Source organism: Mameliella sp. LZ-28, assembly GCF_012274245.1.
GTDB lineage: Bacteria > Pseudomonadota > Alphaproteobacteria > Rhodobacterales > Rhodobacteraceae > Antarctobacter > Antarctobacter albus.
Window position 1 is genome coordinate 510049 of the sequence record NZ_JAANYX010000022.1, and the last position, 14528, is coordinate 524576.

Annotated in this window: 16 protein-coding genes and 1 tRNA gene; 7 read left to right on the top strand and 10 right to left on the bottom strand. The window is 65.5% G+C overall.

All coding sequences use genetic code 11. The features are described 5' to 3' along the window. Positions 1-149: 149 nt before the first annotated feature. Positions 150-2555, top strand: a complete 2406-nt coding sequence (pheT, locus tag G9Q80_RS14980) for a phenylalanine--tRNA ligase subunit beta (protein WP_088714494.1) — start codon at positions 150-152, stop codon at positions 2553-2555. 42 nt (positions 2556-2597) lie between these two features. Here pheT and G9Q80_RS14985 read toward each other — a convergent pair whose 3' ends face one another. The 4 genes from G9Q80_RS14985 to G9Q80_RS15000 form a co-directional block, all read right to left on the bottom strand. After that, complete coding sequence (locus G9Q80_RS14985) at positions 2598-3506, bottom strand: DMT family transporter (RefSeq protein WP_088714495.1); 909 nt, start codon at positions 3504-3506, stop codon at positions 2598-2600. Positions 3507-3619: 113 nt separating this feature from the next. Then, positions 3620-4072, bottom strand: coding sequence for an EF-hand domain-containing protein (locus G9Q80_RS14990; protein WP_088714496.1), 453 nt, complete (start codon positions 4070-4072; stop codon positions 3620-3622). A gap of 82 nt (positions 4073-4154) precedes the next feature. Beyond that, complete coding sequence (locus tag G9Q80_RS14995; RefSeq protein WP_043142594.1) at positions 4155-4496, bottom strand: carboxymuconolactone decarboxylase family protein; 342 nt, start codon at positions 4494-4496, stop codon at positions 4155-4157. A 133-nt stretch (positions 4497-4629) separates the two neighbouring features. Further along, a complete protein-coding gene (locus tag G9Q80_RS15000) occupies positions 4630-6315 on the bottom strand; it encodes an acyl-CoA dehydrogenase family protein (protein ID WP_088714497.1) in 1686 nt (561 codons plus the stop codon). Between the two features lie 228 nt (positions 6316-6543). Between G9Q80_RS15000 and G9Q80_RS15005 the strand changes: the two genes are divergently transcribed. Both G9Q80_RS15005 and G9Q80_RS15010 read left to right on the top strand, forming a co-directional pair. Beyond that, on the top strand, positions 6544-7311 hold the full coding sequence (locus G9Q80_RS15005) for a sulfite exporter TauE/SafE family protein (protein WP_043142158.1): 768 nt from the start codon (positions 6544-6546) through the stop codon (positions 7309-7311). A 5-nt stretch (positions 7312-7316) separates the two neighbouring features. Then, entirely contained in the window at positions 7317-7634 is a 318-nt protein-coding gene (locus tag G9Q80_RS15010) for a hypothetical protein (RefSeq protein ID WP_074622371.1), read from the top strand. A 29-nt stretch (positions 7635-7663) separates the two neighbouring features. On the opposite strand, the gene G9Q80_RS15015 is transcribed toward G9Q80_RS15010, so the two are convergent. Together G9Q80_RS15015 and G9Q80_RS15020 are read right to left on the bottom strand one after the other, a co-directional pair. Continuing rightward, positions 7664-7739: transfer RNA gene (locus tag G9Q80_RS15015), tRNA-Ala, on the bottom strand. A gap of 195 nt (positions 7740-7934) precedes the next feature. After that, the gene (locus G9Q80_RS15020; RefSeq protein ID WP_043142153.1) at positions 7935-8258 is read right to left on the bottom strand and encodes a TIGR02300 family protein; all 324 of its coding nucleotides are present in this window, start codon (positions 8256-8258) and stop codon (positions 7935-7937) included. 106 nt (positions 8259-8364) lie between these two features. Between G9Q80_RS15020 and G9Q80_RS15025 the strand changes: the two genes are divergently transcribed. After that, on the top strand, positions 8365-9054 hold the full coding sequence (locus G9Q80_RS15025) for a M48 family metallopeptidase (protein WP_088714498.1): 690 nt from the start codon (positions 8365-8367) through the stop codon (positions 9052-9054). Positions 9055-9081: 27 nt separating this feature from the next. On the opposite strand, the gene G9Q80_RS15030 is transcribed toward G9Q80_RS15025, so the two are convergent. Next, positions 9082-9597, bottom strand: a complete 516-nt coding sequence (locus G9Q80_RS15030) for a J domain-containing protein (RefSeq protein WP_088714499.1) — start codon at positions 9595-9597, stop codon at positions 9082-9084. A 187-nt stretch (positions 9598-9784) separates the two neighbouring features. On the opposite strand from G9Q80_RS15030, the gene G9Q80_RS15035 reads away from it, so the two are divergent. Then, positions 9785-10432 (top strand): GntR family transcriptional regulator, encoded by a 648-nt coding sequence (locus tag G9Q80_RS15035; protein ID WP_043142144.1) that lies wholly within the window; start codon positions 9785-9787, stop codon positions 10430-10432. Positions 10433-10478: 46 nt separating this feature from the next. After that, complete coding sequence (locus G9Q80_RS15040) at positions 10479-11654, top strand: cation:proton antiporter (protein WP_088714500.1); 1176 nt, start codon at positions 10479-10481, stop codon at positions 11652-11654. A gap of 13 nt (positions 11655-11667) precedes the next feature. Here the strand turns inward: G9Q80_RS15040 and G9Q80_RS15045 are convergent, their stop codons facing one another. Continuing rightward, on the bottom strand, positions 11668-12081 hold the full coding sequence (locus G9Q80_RS15045) for a thioredoxin family protein (RefSeq protein ID WP_088670267.1): 414 nt from the start codon (positions 12079-12081) through the stop codon (positions 11668-11670). Positions 12082-12120: 39 nt separating this feature from the next. After that, entirely contained in the window at positions 12121-12834 is a 714-nt protein-coding gene (locus G9Q80_RS15050; RefSeq protein ID WP_088714501.1) for a cytochrome c biogenesis CcdA family protein, read from the bottom strand. Between the two features lie 130 nt (positions 12835-12964). Between G9Q80_RS15050 and G9Q80_RS15055 the strand changes: the two genes are divergently transcribed. Next, a complete protein-coding gene (locus tag G9Q80_RS15055; RefSeq protein WP_088714502.1) occupies positions 12965-13483 on the top strand; it encodes a hypothetical protein in 519 nt (172 codons plus the stop codon). Between the two features lie 3 nt (positions 13484-13486). On the opposite strand, the gene G9Q80_RS15060 is transcribed toward G9Q80_RS15055, so the two are convergent. After that, positions 13487-14449, bottom strand: coding sequence for an acetyl-CoA carboxylase carboxyltransferase subunit alpha (locus G9Q80_RS15060; protein ID WP_043142130.1), 963 nt, complete (start codon positions 14447-14449; stop codon positions 13487-13489). Positions 14450-14528: the final 79 nt, after the last annotated feature.

Below are 14528 nucleotides of genomic sequence, written 5' to 3' on the forward strand. Positions count from 1 at the left end.
AAAATACCTCCGGGGGCGAAGGCCGCAGGCCGAGGGGGCAGAGCCCCCTTTTGCCTGCGGTTTCAGCTGGCGGACCGCCCCCCTCTTTCCTCCCATCACCCGATCCGCTAAGGACGGCGCGACGTGACGCATTTGCGGGGCATGAAGCGATGAAATTCACCCTCTCCTGGCTCAAGGAACACCTCGACACCGAAGCATCGGTCGACGAGATCTCCGAGGCGCTGACCGATCTCGGCCTCGAGGTCGAAGAGGTCGTCGATCCGGCGAAATCGCTTTCCGCCTTTACGCTGGCAAAGGTGCAGGAGGCTGAACAGCATCCCGACGCCGACCGCCTCCGCGTCTGCAAGGTGGAAACCGATGAAGGCCTGAAACAGATCGTCTGCGGCGCGCCCAACGCACGCGCCGGGATCACCGTGGTGCTGGCCAAGCCGGGCGACTACGTCCCGGGCATCGACGTGACGCTGTCGGTGGGCAACATCCGGGGGGTCGAAAGCCACGGCATGATGGCCTCCGAGCGCGAGCTGGAACTCAGCGACGAACACACCGGCATCATCGAGTTGCCCTCTGGCGAGGTCGGCCAGAAATTTACCGACTGGCTGGCACAGAACGACCCGGCCAAGGTCGATCCGGTGATCGAGATCGCCATCACGCCAAACCGGCAGGACGCACTGGGCGTGCACGGCATCGCGCGCGACCTGGCGGCGCGCGGTCTCGGTACGCTCAAGCCGCTGAAGGTGGAAAAGGTCGCGGGCCAGTTCCCCTGTCCGATCAGCGTCACCATCGACGCGGACACGCAAGGCGAGGGCGGCTGCCACATCTTCGCCGGGCGCCTGATCCGGGGCGTGAAGAACGGCCCGTCGCCGGCCTGGCTGCAGGACCGTCTGCGTGCCATCGGGCTGCGCCCGCGCTCCATCCTGGTGGACATCACCAACTTCTTCACCTTCGACCGCAACCGCCCGCTGCACGTCTTTGATGCGGACAAGGTCAAGGGCGAGACGCTGCGCATCCATCGCGCGAAACAGGGCGACACACTGGTGGGCCTGGACGAAAAGACCTATGCCTTCTCGGACGGTCAGGTGGTGATTTCCGACGCCGAGAGCATCGAGTCCATCGGTGGCATCATGGGCGGGCTGGAAACCGGCTGTACCGAAGAGACGACCAACGTCTTCCTCGAGGCCGCCGTCTGGGACCGCATCCAGATCGCGCACACGGGCCGCGCGCTCAAGATCAACTCCGACGCGCGCTATCGCAACGAACGCGGCATCGACCCCGAGTATGACCTGCAGGCGATGGAGGATGCGGCACAGATGATCCTCGATCTCTGCGGCGGCGAGGCCTCCGAGCTTGTCGTTGCGGGCGAGGTGCCGGACACCGCGCGCGCCTACAGGCTGGACACGGACCGCGTCATCTCTCTGGTGGGGATGGAGATCCCTGCCGAGGAACAGCGCCGCACGCTGGAGGCGCTGGGGTTCCGCATGGAAGGCGACATGGCGCATGTGCCGTCCTGGCGTCCCGACGTGCTGGGCGAGGCCGATCTTGTCGAGGAGGTGGCGCGCGTCGCCTCGTTGACCAAGCTGGAGGGCAAGCCGCTGCCGCGCCTCAGCGATGGCGTGACCCGTCCCGTCCTGTCGCCGATGCAACTGCGTGAGCGCAGCGCGCGGCGGACCGTGGCTGCGCTGGGCTACAATGAATGCGTGACCTATACCTTCATCGACCAGGCGGCGGCGGCGCTGTTTGGCGGCGGTGACGATGCGCATATGCTCGCCAACCCGATCAGCTCCGAGATGAGCCACATGCGGCCCGCCCTGATGCCGGGCCTCTTGCAGGCAGCGGCGCGCAACCAGGCGCGGGGCTTCATGGACCAGGCGCTGTTCGAGGTCGGCCATGCCTTCCACGGCGGCGAGCCGGGCGAACAGCATGTGCAGGTCACCGGCCTGCTGGTGGGGCGCAGCGGGCCCAAGGACGTGCACGGTGCCTCGCGGCCCGTGGATCTGTATGACGCCAAGGCCGATGCCGAGGCGGTGCTGGCCGCGATGGGCGCACCTGCCAAGATGCAGATCCTGCGCGGGGCGCGGGAATGGTGGCACCCCGGGCGGCATGGCAAGTTCTGCCTTGGCCCCAAGAAGGTGCTGGGCGTCTTCGGAGAGCTGCACCCAAAGGTTCTGGCCGCGCTGGACGTCAAGGGACCGGCGGTGGGATTCACGCTCTGGCCGCAAGAGGTGCCGATGCCGCGCAAGAGCGGCGCGACACGGCCCGCGCTGGTGCTGAACGATCTGCAGGCGGTCGAGCGCGACTTTGCCTTTGTCGTGGACGCGGATGTCGAGGCGCTGACGCTGGTCAATGCGGCGCAGGGCGCGGACAAGGCGCTGATCGACGAGGTGCGCGTCTTTGACGAGTTCATCGGCGGCAGCCTTGGCGAGGGCAAGAAGTCTCTCGCCATCACCGTGCGCCTTCAGCCCACGGACAAGACGCTGAAGGAAAAGGACATCGAGGCGGTCGCCGCCAAGATCGTCGAGAAGGTGACCAAGGCCACCGGCGGCACGCTGCGCGGCTGAGGCCCGCCTGCACCAAGCTGATCTGCGCGGGGTTCGCGCGGGTCAGCCTGTCTTCTGACCGGTGCGGCGGAGGCGCCGTTCCCGGTAGAGGATCATCAGGCCGGCAAAGACGATCAGCAGCGCTCCGGGCAACAGATCGTCGATTGGCGCCTCGTCGAAGAACAACCAGCCCAAGCCAAAGGCGATGGGTATCCCCAGATAGCTGAAAGGCGCCAGGTTACTGGGTTCGGTCATCCGGTAGGCCACGACGAGGCACAGCACCGCCGTGCCGCCGAAAAGCCCCATCAACACGATAAGCCCCAGGTCCTGCAGGTTAGCCACCGGGGTGAACCCTCCAACCGACAGGGCCAGCGTCAGCGATCCCAGCACCGCGACGGCCGAGGAATGCAGGTTGAACAGGGGGGGCGGGACCTCTGGATCGATCAGGCGCGCGGAAACGCCGGAAAACCCATAAAGCGCCGCCGCGCCGAACGGCAGCAGCATGCGCCATGAAAAACCGGCGGTGCCCGGCTGCATGATCATCATGACGCCGACAAAGCCCAGGGCGACCGCGGACCATCGGATCAGGCCGACACGTTCGCCCAGAAGCGGGACGGAAAGGGCAGTCGTGAACAGCGCGGTGGAATAGGAAATCGTGGTTGTGGTGGCAAAAGCCATAAGGCCAAGCGACAGGTAGAACAGGTACTGCGCAAAAGTGACGGCTACGCCCCGTGCCATTGCAAGCTGCCATTGGCGAATGCCCAGCCGTCGACCTCCGTTTCGCCAGGTGCTGTTCATCCACAGGACGATCGCGCTGGGCAGCAGGCCAAAGATGTTTCGGTAGGCCGAGAGTTCTGCCGCGCCGTAGTGGGGTGACAATCGCTTGATGAGAAGGCCCATCAGGTCGAACAGGACGATGGCCACGATGCTGACAATAACGGCAAGAACCACTTTGTCCGGCCTGGCTGACATGCCGCCTCTTTCGCGATGATCCCTGCCAGCCAAGGATCACGTTTCAGCGGTATAGTCGACCATCTTGCCCCCGCGCGCAGTCTTTTGCGGCACGGGGGCAAGGCGGCGAAACGTCAGTTCTTGCCCGCGCCCATGCCGCGGCCAAAATCGGCGGTGGTCACGACGCCGTCTTTGTCGCCGTCCAGCCAGGCGATCCAGTCGGCGGCGGTGCCTGTGAATTCCTCCAGGCTGACCTTTCCATCGCCATCGACATCGTTGCGTTCCAGCAGCATGCCGTCGGCGGCGCGTTTCATGGCTCCCCGGCCGTGGTTGCCCTGCGCGGCCATATCGGCCTCGCGCGCCTTGTCGAACAGGACATATTCCTCGGCGTCGAGAAAGCCGTCCTCGTTCGCGTCGAAGGCGGCAAAGACATTGGCGCGGCGCTCGGCGGCCTCTTTGGCCGTGACCTTGCCATCCCCGTCCAGATCCCAGTTCTCGACGAAATGGGCGCCGGGCCGCCCCTGCTGGGCAAGGAGGGGCGCGGTGGGAAGGGCAAGTGCTAGGGCAAGAGCAAGGTATCTGGTCATCGGATCCATCCGTTGTCTGAAATTGCATTCATATAACGATGGCAGAATGTGTTTCCGTCGCGGCAGGCTGCCGCAGCCCGTCTCAGGTGCCGGCGGACACCTCGTCAAAGGCGGCAAGGGCTTTGGAGGCATACATCAGGCCCGGTCCGCCCGACATCTGGATGGCGGTGCCGAGGGCCTCGACCATTTCCTCGCGCGTGACGCCGGCGCGGTGGCAGGCACCGACATGGCTGGTGATGCAATCCTCGCAGCGCAGCGCCACGGCGATGCCAAGCGCGATCAGTTCCTTTTCCTTGTGGCTCAGCACGCCGTCCGCGCTGGCCGCCTTTTCCATCGTGACGAAACCGGCAAAGGTGTCGGGGATCGCCTTGCGCAGGTTGCGCAGGTTGTTGCGGGTTTCGGCGAATTTCTCGGTAAAGGACATATTGATCTCCTGGGATGTGTTTGGCTCCCAAGAGCATGCCGCGTTGCAGCGGTCCTTGATCCGGATCATGTGGTGTCAAACGCAAAAGGCCCCGCCATGTGACGAGGCCTTTGTCTCCGGGACCGGGCGCCGGTCAGGCCAGCAGGCGACGCGCAATCACCTGTGCCTGGATCTCGGCGGCACCCTCGAAGATGTTCAGGATGCGGGCGTCGCACAGGATGCGGCTGACCGTATATTCCAGCGCGAAACCGTTGCCGCCGTGGATCTGCAGCGCATTGTCCGCATTGGCCCAGGCCACGCGGGCACCCAGCAGCTTTGCCATGCCGGCCTCGAGGTCGCAGCGCCGACCGTGGTCCTTTTCCCAGGCCGAGAAATAGGTCAACTGGCGGGCGATCATAACTTCCACTGCCATCATCGCCAGCTTGCCCGAGACGCGGGGGAAGTTGATCAGCGACTTGCCAAACTGCTTGCGGTCGATGGCATATTGCATGCCGACGTCCAGTGCCGCCTGCGCCACGCCGATGGCACGCGCGGCGGTCTGGATGCGGGCAGATTCGAACGTTTCCATCAGCTGCTTGAAGCCGTTGCCTTCTTCGCCGCCAAGGAGGTTCTCTCCCTTGACCTTGAAGTCGTCGAAGCCAAGCTCGTACTCTTTCATGCCGCGATAGCCCAGCACTTCGATCTCGCCGCCGGTCATGCCCTCGGTGGGGAAGGGGTCTTCGTCGGTGCCGGGGATCTTCTCGGCCAGGAACATCGACAGGCCCTTGTAGTTGTCCGTCGACGGATCGGTCCGCGCCAGCAGAGTCATCACATGGGTCCGCGCCGCATGGGTGATCCAGGTCTTGTTGCCGGTGACGCTGTAATCGCCGTTCTCGTCCTTGACCGCGCGCGTCCGCAGCGAGCCCAGGTCGGAGCCGGTGTTGGGTTCGGTGAAGACCGCGGTCGGCAGGGTTTCACCGCTGGCAAAGCGCGGAAGCCATTTCTGCTTCTGCTCCTCTGTACCGCCCGCGATCACCAGTTCTGCGGCAATCTCGGACCGCGTGCCCAGGGATCCGACACCTATGTACCCGCGCGAGAGTTCCTCGGAGACCACGCACATGGAGGCCTTGGACAGTCCCAGGCCGCCGTATTCCTCGGGGATGGTCAGGCCGAAGACACCCATTTCCGCCAGCTCCTCGATGATTTCCATCGGGATCAGCTCATCCTTGAGGTGCCATTCATGTGCGTAGGGTTCGACCTTTTCCACGGCATACCGGCGGAACTGGTCGCGGATCATCTCCAGCTCTTCGTCCAGCCCGGTGCGGCCATGCGTGACCTCGGCCTGGCGTTCTTCCATCAGCTGCACAAGGCGGGTGCGGGCGCCGGGGTTGTTGCCGTGCTGCATGAGGTGTTCGACCTGGTCGGTCAGCATGGCGCGGCGTTCGTCCTGGTTCAGGCCCATGTCCGCAAGGCGCACGATCTCGCCCTGGTTCATCTGGATGCCGCCGTGGATCTGCGAGAGGTACTCGCCGAAGGCGATCTGGTGGATCAGCTGTTCGACCTCGCCAAAGGTGCCTTCGCTTTCCAGGCGCTTGGCCCAGGCCTGCATCTGGCGCAGAGATTCGACGTAGGTTGCCAGCCAGGCCAGCCCGTGAGCGGCAAACTGGTTCTGTTCGACCAGCGCGCCGGACACGCGGCCATCGGCCACCACCGTTTCCCGAACATGGGTGCGGGCGGTTTCCAGGATGCCTTCGATCGGGGCGATCGAGTCTCCGGTCAGGGTCAGAAGATCGGGCAGAATCACGCTGCCAAGGCTCAGGTCTTGTCCGTCATGCGCCATTCAACAGGTCCTCTCTCTTTGTCGCCGAGCGGGCTGGCGGGGCCACCCCATTGCGCGTATAGTGAAACATGCGTTCCAGAATTTAGGGTCAGCATACATCTTCTCGACGGTCCTAGCTACTTTGCAGGTGCAGCGCAACAAAAATGCCTGAGGTGCGGCGGTATTGTTCATTTGTTGCGCGCTGATGAATCCGCGTGCGGTCGCGGCAGGACATGCTAAGAGGCCGTCATGCCCGGAATTCTTGCTGACCTGACCCCGCTTACGGTGCTTCTTGCCCTGGGAATTGCTTCGCTTGCCGGAGTGATCAAGGGGCTGGTCGGTTTTGCAATGCCGATGATTCTCGTTTCCGGCCTTGGCAGTCTCGTGGCGCCGGAACTGGCCCTGGCGGGCTTGATCCTGCCGACGCTGGTGACAAACGGTTTCCAGGCGCTGGCGCAGGGGCCAAGTGCAGCCATCCAATCCGTGCGCCGGTTCCGGGTCTTCCTGGCCGTTGCCTGCGTGATGCTGCTGCTGTCCGCGCAACTGGTGGCAGTGCTGCCGGCGCAGGTCCTTTTGCTGATGATCGGCGCACCGATCACCCTTTTCGCGGTCCTGCAGCTTGCTGGCTGGCAACCGCGCGTCGCAAGCGAAGGGCACCGGGGGCTGGAAATCGGGATCGGGGTATTCGCCGGCTTCATTGGCGGGTTCTCGGGCGTCTGGGGGCCGCCGACAGTCGCCTACCTGACGGCGATGGGCACCGAAAAGCGCGAACAGATGCGCGTACAGGGCGTGATCTACGGGCTGGGCGCGGTGGCGCTGACGCTGGCGCACATCGGGTCAGGCGTGCTGAACGCGGCGACGGTCTGGCTGTCGCTGGCGCTGGTGCCACCGGCACTGGCCGGCATGTGGATTGGGTCGCGGGTTCAGAACCGGATCGACCAGCGCGCTTTTCGTCGGGCAACCCTGCTGGTCCTGCTGGTAGCGGGCTTGAACCTGGTGCGTCGCGCCTTAATCTGACGTCCATGACCCAGCAGGATTGGCCCGCGCATGTGACGCGGCTTGTCGACGAGGAATTGGCGGACTTTGCGGTGGCAAGCCGGGGGGACCGGCTGCTGCTTGAGGATTTCGCGCGGATGCGCGTGCGCCGCCCGCGTCCCATCACCGTCAATTTCAGCGGTGGCTTGACCGACACCTGTTACAGCGTCACCCGTTCGAACGGGGCCTATTCGGTGCTCTTCCTGCCGAAGGCGGGGTATTTCAGTCTGTGTGTCGACAGTGATTTCGGACCGCTGGACATCGGTGTTCACGGGCCCGCGCTGGGCTGCTTCGCCTCGGTCTGAGGGCGCTTCGTCGTCTGACTGGAGGGGGATGGTGGAGCCTAGGGGGATCGAACCCCTGACCTCTACAATGCCATTGTAGCGCTCTCCCAGCTGAGCTAAGGCCCCATTCCCGGGCGACGCCAGCGGCGCCGTGCGCGGGTGATTACGCCCTGCTGCCGATGGGATCAAGCGGAAAATTGCGGCGGAGAGAGAATTTCCTGGTGGAGCTTGGGGAGAGACCCACGCGGCGGAGGAAACAAAGAAAAACGCCGGTCGGAGAAACCGACCGGCGTTGCCGTGTTCTGCGCTGGTGACCAGCGATCAGGAGTCGTCGTCTTCGTTCGAGACGTCCGTGATATCGTCCAGGGAAACGTTGTCGTCGTCCTCATCCTCGAGAACATCGTCGTCGTCGAGATCGACGTTGACGTCATCGTCGTCGATCAGGTCGACTTCTTCCTCGGACTCCTTGGCCTTGGACTTGTTGGCCGCATCCGCCGAATCCGCAGCTATCATGCTCCGTTTGCCGGTTTCGAGGTTGACCACCTCGCCGGTGTAGGGGCTGACGATCGGGTCGCGGTTCAGGTCGTAGAAACGCTTGCCAGTGGTGGGGCAGACACGCTTGGTGCCCCATTCTTCCTTGGGCATGGGTGATCCCCTTCAACTCTCAGTGTCTGTCGACAATCCACGCCCCCTGCCATATCAGGTGAGGGATGTCAAAAGCTTTGACAGCAAGCAGCGGGGCAGGGGGCATATGGGGCAAATCACCTTGGCTGGCAACCCTCCGGTTGCGGTTGTCCTGCGGCGGTCGGCGCGGGCCCGCCGCCTGTCCCTGCGAATCTCGCAGCTGGACGGGCGGGTCACGCTGACCCTGCCGCAAAAGGTGCCCGAGGCCGAGGGGCTTGCCTTTCTGCGCGCCAAGGAAAGCTGGCTGCGCGGGCACCTCGCCGGTGTGTCGGGGTCGGTGACCGTCGGCCCGGGCGCGCGCGTGCCTGTCGAAGGCGTCCTGCACGAGGTGCGCGGCGGCAGCGGTCGCCAGGTGCGACAATCAGATGGCGTGTTGCTGGTGCCCGGCCCCGAGGAGCGGATGGCGGCGCGACTGAAGGGCTGGCTGCGGACACGGGCGCGCGACCGTCTGGCAGAGGCCTCTGACCGCTATTCGGCTCGGCTCGGGCGGGGGTACAGCCGGCTGACGCTACGGGATACGCGTTCGCGCTGGGGCAGCTGCACCCATGATGGTGGCCTGATGTATTCCTGGCGGCTGATCCTGGGCCACCCCGAGGTGCTGGATTATGTCGCCGCGCATGAGGTGGCGCACCTGCGGCACATGGATCATTCCCCGGCCTTCTGGCGGCAGGTCGAGGCGCTTTATGGCGACTGGCGCAGTCCCCGAAAGTGGCTGAAGGAACACGGAGCAGAGCTGCACCGATACCAGTTCGACTGACCGCTTGATGCCGCGTGGGCAGCCCGGTTAGGCGCGGCGCAGCAACTTGCGCGGGTCGACCTGTGACGCGGCGGTGCACAGGCGCTGACCGGCCCGGAACCGCTCCTTTGCCTGGGCGGAGACGAAGCTGGCCCACAGTGTTTCACGTCGTTCGTATAGAGGCGGCTCTTGCCGGGGCTGTGCGGCGGCCTTCGGTGCCGCCTCGCGCTGGGCTTGCGATGGCTGACCGGCCTGCGCGCTGTCGCCGTGGGGCCCCTGTGTCTGCGCGTTGCGCCGACGCGCACGCCAACCTTTTTCGTCGCGCCGCTCCCGCGCCTCACGCTCTTTCATGATCCGCAACTTTTCGGGATTGTGCCAACGCAGGGCGTCATAGGCGTTGTTCAATTCGGCAAGCATGCGTGTACCTTCCTCGAGATCGCCTCCGGTGACATCCGGATGGTTCGCCTTGACCAGCCTGATCCATGCCCGCCGGATGGTGGCAAAATCGTCCTCGGGCGTGACTCCAAGCGTCTTGTAGGCGGACATCGGTGCGGTACGGGTCATGACAAACTCTCTAGCGGTGCGTGGTACAGTCCAGGGCCCGCCCCCGGAACCGTCGGAAAAATCTTAAATTGAAGATAACTTTGATTCACATCCGCCGTGTAGCCCGTTTCGCCTGCAAGGGTTAACGCGGGCACACCGACGGCTGCGGGCCATTGACCGGCGTCGAAAACGTGATCACAAAAGAGCCATGCAAGCCGCACCCAAACCAGAGATCGCCGCCTCCGCCCATGACCGCGTGTATCGCGGGCTGCGCACACGGATCATGCACGGGCAGATGGCGCCGGGTCAGGCGCTGACCCTGCGCGGTATCGGCCGGGAATTCGATGTCTCGATGACCCCGGCGCGCGAGGCCGTGAACCGTCTGGTGGCCGAGGGGGCGCTGACCATGTCCTCGTCCGGGCGGGTGTCCACGCCCGAACTTTCGAACGAACGGATCGAGGAGCTGGCCGCCCTGCGTGCCCTGATCGAGGTCGAGCTGGCCTCGCGCGCCTTGCCGCGCGCGCATATCGCGCTGATCGACCGGCTGCAGACCATCAATGCCACCATTGCCGACGTCGTTTCGAACCGAGATTCGGTAGGCTATATCCGCACCAACCTGGAGTTTCACCGTACGCTTTACCTGCGGGCCCAGGCGCCAGCGATGCTGGCGATGGCGGAAACCGTCTGGTTGCAACTGGGGCCGACGATGCGGGCGCTTTACGGTCGGTTGCGGCGGTCGGAACCGCCACAGTATCACCGCCTGATCATCGCGGCGCTCAAGGCGGGCGACGAGCCGGGTCTGCGGCTGGCGGTACGCTCGGACGTGACGCAAGGGTTGCGAATGCTGGCGGGCTGAAACGCGCCCCATTGGCAGGCTTGCCGCGATGCGGCATGAAAGACTCATGGAATTTGGACCGGTCTTCATCGCGCTGGGCGTCTTGTTCCTGGCGGGGCTTGCGGCTGACGCACTCGGCCGGCGCACGCGCGTGCCCGGCGTGACCTTGCTGCTGGTCATCGGCGTGCTGATCGGGTCGTCCGGACTGGCGCTGCTGCCAGAGGCGGCGATTCTCTGGTACGAGCCGCTGTCGATCGTAGCCTTGACGATGGTGGCCTTTCTGCTGGGGTCGTCGTTGCGCCGCGACAAGGTAGCGGCGCACGGGCGGGCGATCCTGACGGTCTCCGTTGCGGTGGTGCTGGCGACGATGGTGGTCGTGGCCGCGGGCCTCTGGCTGGCGGGTCTGCCGCCAGAGCTGGCAATCCTGATCGGCGCAGTGGCCACGGCGACCGACCCGGCGGCCACGCAGGAAACCCTGCGCGAGGCTGGGGGCGAGGGCGATTTTGCCGATACCTTGCGCGGCATCGTCGCCATCGACGACGCCTGGGGGATGATGGTATTTGCCCTGGCGGTAGTGGCCGCGCAGGCCGTCGCCATTGGTGATTTTGATCCCGGGTTGTTGCTCGTCGCCCTATGGGAGGTTGGCGGCGCGCTGGTGCTTGGCCTGGTCATCGGCTTGCCCGGTGCCGTTCTGACCGGGCGCCTGCGCCCGGGCGAGCCGACGCGGATCGAGGCGCTGGGCCTTGTCTTCCTGACCGCCGGGCTGGCGCTCTGGCTGGAGGTGTCGTTTCTGTTGGCGGGCATGGCGGCGGGGGCGGTGATCGCCAACCGTGCGCAACACCACGAACGCGCCTTCCACGAGATCGAGATGGTCGAGCGTCCTTTCCTGATCCTCTTTTTCCTGCTGGCCGGGGCGTCGATGCAGTTGGACGCACTCTCTGCTGTTGGCTGGATCGGGTTGGGCTATGTGACCCTGCGGATCCTGGGACGCCTTGCCGGGGGATGGCTGGGCGGCCTGTTCGGCGGGCTGACACGCGCGGAACGCCGCTGGATCGGCCCGGCATTGCTGCCGCAGGCCGGTGTCGCGGTGGGCATGGCCCTGGTCGCCGCGGCAGAAATGCCGGCGGTCGGGGACATCCTGCTGACCCTGACCATCGGAACCACAGTGGTCTTCGAACTGATCGGCCCGGTGGTCACGCTCTTGGCCGTGCGCGCTGTGCGCAAGGCGGATGGCGGGGCCTGACGCCCGCCCGGCTTCAGGCCATCGCCGCGGTCAGGGCGGTGTCCATCAGCCCCTTGATCGACGCGCGCGAGGTCTGCGCGACGATCCGCCCCAGTTCCGCCTGCCCCTTCAGGACAACCAGCGTGGACCGACGCGGGATTTTCAGCGAGCGGGCCAGTTCAGAGCGGCCATGTTCATCCCAGTCCACGTCGATGAAGGTGATCTGCGCCTCGTAGTCCGGGTTTTCCGACTTAAGGGCATTGATGACACGTTCCTGCGCGGCGCAGGTCGAACACCAGCTGGCCTTGAAATCCAGAAAGACGGTCTCGCCCTTGTCCAGGTGCGTGGTCACGAGGCCGGGCTTGTAGGCCAGCGGTGCCGCACGGGCGGCGAGGGGCAGGGCGAGGGCCGTTCCGGCGGTCAGGGTCAGAAAGCGGCGGCGATCCATGAGAAGGCTCCTTTGTGGGTCCGTGTCTTGGGGTTGGGGTCAGAGGGAAACGGAAAGGTCGATCAACCAGGGCGGCAAGACGCCGATGAGCCAGGCCTCGACCAGGTGATGAAGGTTGAAGAAAAGCGCCAGCCCCACGGCCACGAAGGTCGCGCCCAGGATCGGGCGCGCACGGACCGCAAGGGCGCGCAACTGGCTGTTGTAGCGGCCGACCGCGCCGCGCGTGCCATAGGCCAGTCCCAGGATCAGGGTCGAAACGCCAAGTGCAAAGAACAGCATGATCAGCGCGGCCCAGCCAAGATCCTGGCCCTGGCTGGCCAGGGAAATGGCACCGCCCAGCGTCGGGCCGATGCAGGGGCTCCAGACGGCGCCCAGCAGAACCCCGCCCAGGAATTGCCCGCGCAATGCGCCCCGGTCAATTTGGTCCATCTGCGCATCGGCACGGGCCGACAGGCCGGCGGTGGCCGTCTCAAGCACGCCTGCCGCCTGCGGCAGCAACAGTGCCAGGCCGAAGAATACCATCAGCACGACGCCAAACCGGGACACCGTGTCGACGCCGATTCCCAGCGCATGGCCAAAGGCCGTGACCCCGACGCCCAGCACCACGAAGGACAGGCTGAGCCCTGCCGCCATGACCAGCGGGCCAGCTCGGCTGGCCTGCAGGGCGGTGGCGATGACGATAGGCAGCACCGGCACCACGCAGGGATTGATCAGGGTCAGCAGCCCGGCCCCGTATGCGAATAGCAGCTCCATACCAAGGATAGTGCCGGGACGCAGGCGCCCCTGTCACCCGACAAAGCCCTGACGCATCGTCACGAGCGCGTGCAAATTGTTTCGGGGCCGCGCTCAGCGCGGCATCCAGTTCCGCCGCGGGCATGCTGTCATGCCCTTCCAGAAGCTCCTGCGTGTCGTTCAGTGCATCCAGAGCGATCTCGACCGAGCCGCCTGTGGTGAGCACCGAATAGAGCTGGCCGACGCCAGCCACCGCCAGTCCGCCGACGCAGGAGACCCCGCCCGCACCCGTCAGGGCCGCGGGACAACCATAAAGCGTCAGCGCCGCGCCAACCGCGTTCAGGGTGGAACTGATCGCCAAGTTGCGCGCTTCGCCGGTCTTGGCGTCGCGCAACCGCGTCTCGGCCCGGGCCAACTTGTCGGCCAGCACAGCGCGCTGGGCCTGCCAGGCGCTCAGGCTCTGGAAGTCGGCGGCCTTGATGCGGCTCTCGTTGTCGACGAACAGCGCCTCGCGATAGCGTTCGCCGGCAACGCAACTCCAGCCGCTGTACAGGCCGGGGACCGGAGTCGCGGGCAGCGATTTGGCCGGGTCGACGTTGTAGCCCTGAAGACAGCTTTGCGCAGAAACAGGCGCCGCGGCTGCAATTCCCAGGGCAACGGCAAAGGCTGAGGTTCAGGCCGCCAGGCCCTTGGACCCCATGTTCAGGAACTTGTCGCGGCGGGCGCGGATCAGGTCTTCGCGCGACATGCCGTCGAGATCGCCCAAAAGGCCGCCGATCGCGCTGCGCACGGCGGCGATGGAGGCCTCGCTGTCGCGGTGCGCGCCGCCCAGCGGTTCGGGGATCACCCGGTCGCAGACGCCAAGCTGGTAGAGATCCTGCGCGGTCAGGCGCAGGGCCTCGGCGGCTTCGCGCATCTTGTCGGAATCCTTCCACAGGATCGAGGCACAGCCCTCGGGCGAGATCACCGAGTAGACCGCGTGTTCCAGCATCGCGACCCGGTTGGCGGTGGCAAAGGCCACAGCACCGCCGGATCCACCTTCGCCGATCACGACGGAGACCAGCGGCACGCCGATCTGCAGGCATTTCTCGGTCGACCGGGCGATGGCTTCCGACTGGCCGCGTTCCTCGGCCCCCTTGCCGGGGTAGGCGCCGGGCGTGTCGATCAGCGTGACCACCGGCAGGCCGAACTTGTCGGCCATCTCCATCAGGCGCATCGCCTTGCGATAGCCTTCGGGCCGGGCCATGCCAAAGTTGCGGGTGATCCGCGAACTGGTGTCGTTGCCCTTTTCATGGCCGATCACCACCACCGGACGATCGTCCAGACGGGCCAGGCCACCCATGACCGCGTGGTCGTCGGCAAAGCCGCGGTCGCCGGCCAGCGGCGTGAACTCCGTGAACAGCGCCTCGACATAGTCCTTGCAATGCGGCCGGTCGGGGTGGCGGGCGACCTGGCATTTCCGCCAGGGCGTCAGCTTGGCATAGAGATCCTTGAGCAGTGTCTCGGCCTTGCGGTCGAGCGCGGCAGCCTCTGCCGCCACGTCCATTTCCTCGTTGTCACGCGCCATGCGGCGCAGTTCTTCGGCCTTGCCTTCGATTTCGGCCAGGGGTTTTTCGAAGTCGAGGTAATGCGTCATCCGGGTCTCCTTGCAGGGCGCTATATGGCCTCGCCGCGCGCGGGATGCAATAAAGCAAGATTTGTCGCAGCGGGCCGGT

Excerpts from the sequence above, each read along its gene's own strand:
- G9Q80_RS15010 (WP_074622371.1), top strand. The coding sequence starts at position 7,317 with ATGACCCAGCAGGATTGGCCCGCGCATGTGACGCGGCTTGTCGACGAG.
- G9Q80_RS15045 (WP_088670267.1), bottom strand. The coding sequence starts at position 12,081 with ATGGATCGCCGCCGCTTTCTGACCCTGACCGCCGGAACGGCCCTCGCC.
- pheT (WP_088714494.1), top strand. The coding sequence starts at position 150 with ATGAAATTCACCCTCTCCTGGCTCAAGGAACACCTCGACACCGAAGCA.
- G9Q80_RS15050 (WP_088714501.1), bottom strand. The coding sequence starts at position 12,834 with ATGGAGCTGCTATTCGCATACGGGGCCGGGCTGCTGACCCTGATCAAT.
- G9Q80_RS15035 (WP_043142144.1), top strand. The coding sequence starts at position 9,785 with ATGCAAGCCGCACCCAAACCAGAGATCGCCGCCTCCGCCCATGACCGC.
- G9Q80_RS15025 (WP_088714498.1), top strand. The coding sequence starts at position 8,365 with ATGGGGCAAATCACCTTGGCTGGCAACCCTCCGGTTGCGGTTGTCCTG.
- G9Q80_RS15040 (WP_088714500.1), top strand. The coding sequence starts at position 10,479 with ATGGAATTTGGACCGGTCTTCATCGCGCTGGGCGTCTTGTTCCTGGCG.
- G9Q80_RS14995 (WP_043142594.1), bottom strand. The coding sequence starts at position 4,496 with ATGTCCTTTACCGAGAAATTCGCCGAAACCCGCAACAACCTGCGCAAC.
- G9Q80_RS15000 (WP_088714497.1), bottom strand. The coding sequence starts at position 6,315 with ATGGCGCATGACGGACAAGACCTGAGCCTTGGCAGCGTGATTCTGCCC.
- G9Q80_RS14990 (WP_088714496.1), bottom strand. The coding sequence starts at position 4,072 with ATGACCAGATACCTTGCTCTTGCCCTAGCACTTGCCCTTCCCACCGCG.
- G9Q80_RS15060 (WP_043142130.1), bottom strand. The coding sequence starts at position 14,449 with ATGACGCATTACCTCGACTTCGAAAAACCCCTGGCCGAAATCGAAGGC.
- G9Q80_RS15055 (WP_088714502.1), top strand. The coding sequence starts at position 12,965 with ATGCCCTTCCAGAAGCTCCTGCGTGTCGTTCAGTGCATCCAGAGCGAT.
- G9Q80_RS15030 (WP_088714499.1), bottom strand. The coding sequence starts at position 9,597 with ATGACCCGTACCGCACCGATGTCCGCCTACAAGACGCTTGGAGTCACG.
- G9Q80_RS15005 (WP_043142158.1), top strand. The coding sequence starts at position 6,544 with ATGCCCGGAATTCTTGCTGACCTGACCCCGCTTACGGTGCTTCTTGCC.
- G9Q80_RS15020 (WP_043142153.1), bottom strand. The coding sequence starts at position 8,258 with ATGCCCAAGGAAGAATGGGGCACCAAGCGTGTCTGCCCCACCACTGGC.
- G9Q80_RS14985 (WP_088714495.1), bottom strand. The coding sequence starts at position 3,506 with ATGTCAGCCAGGCCGGACAAAGTGGTTCTTGCCGTTATTGTCAGCATC.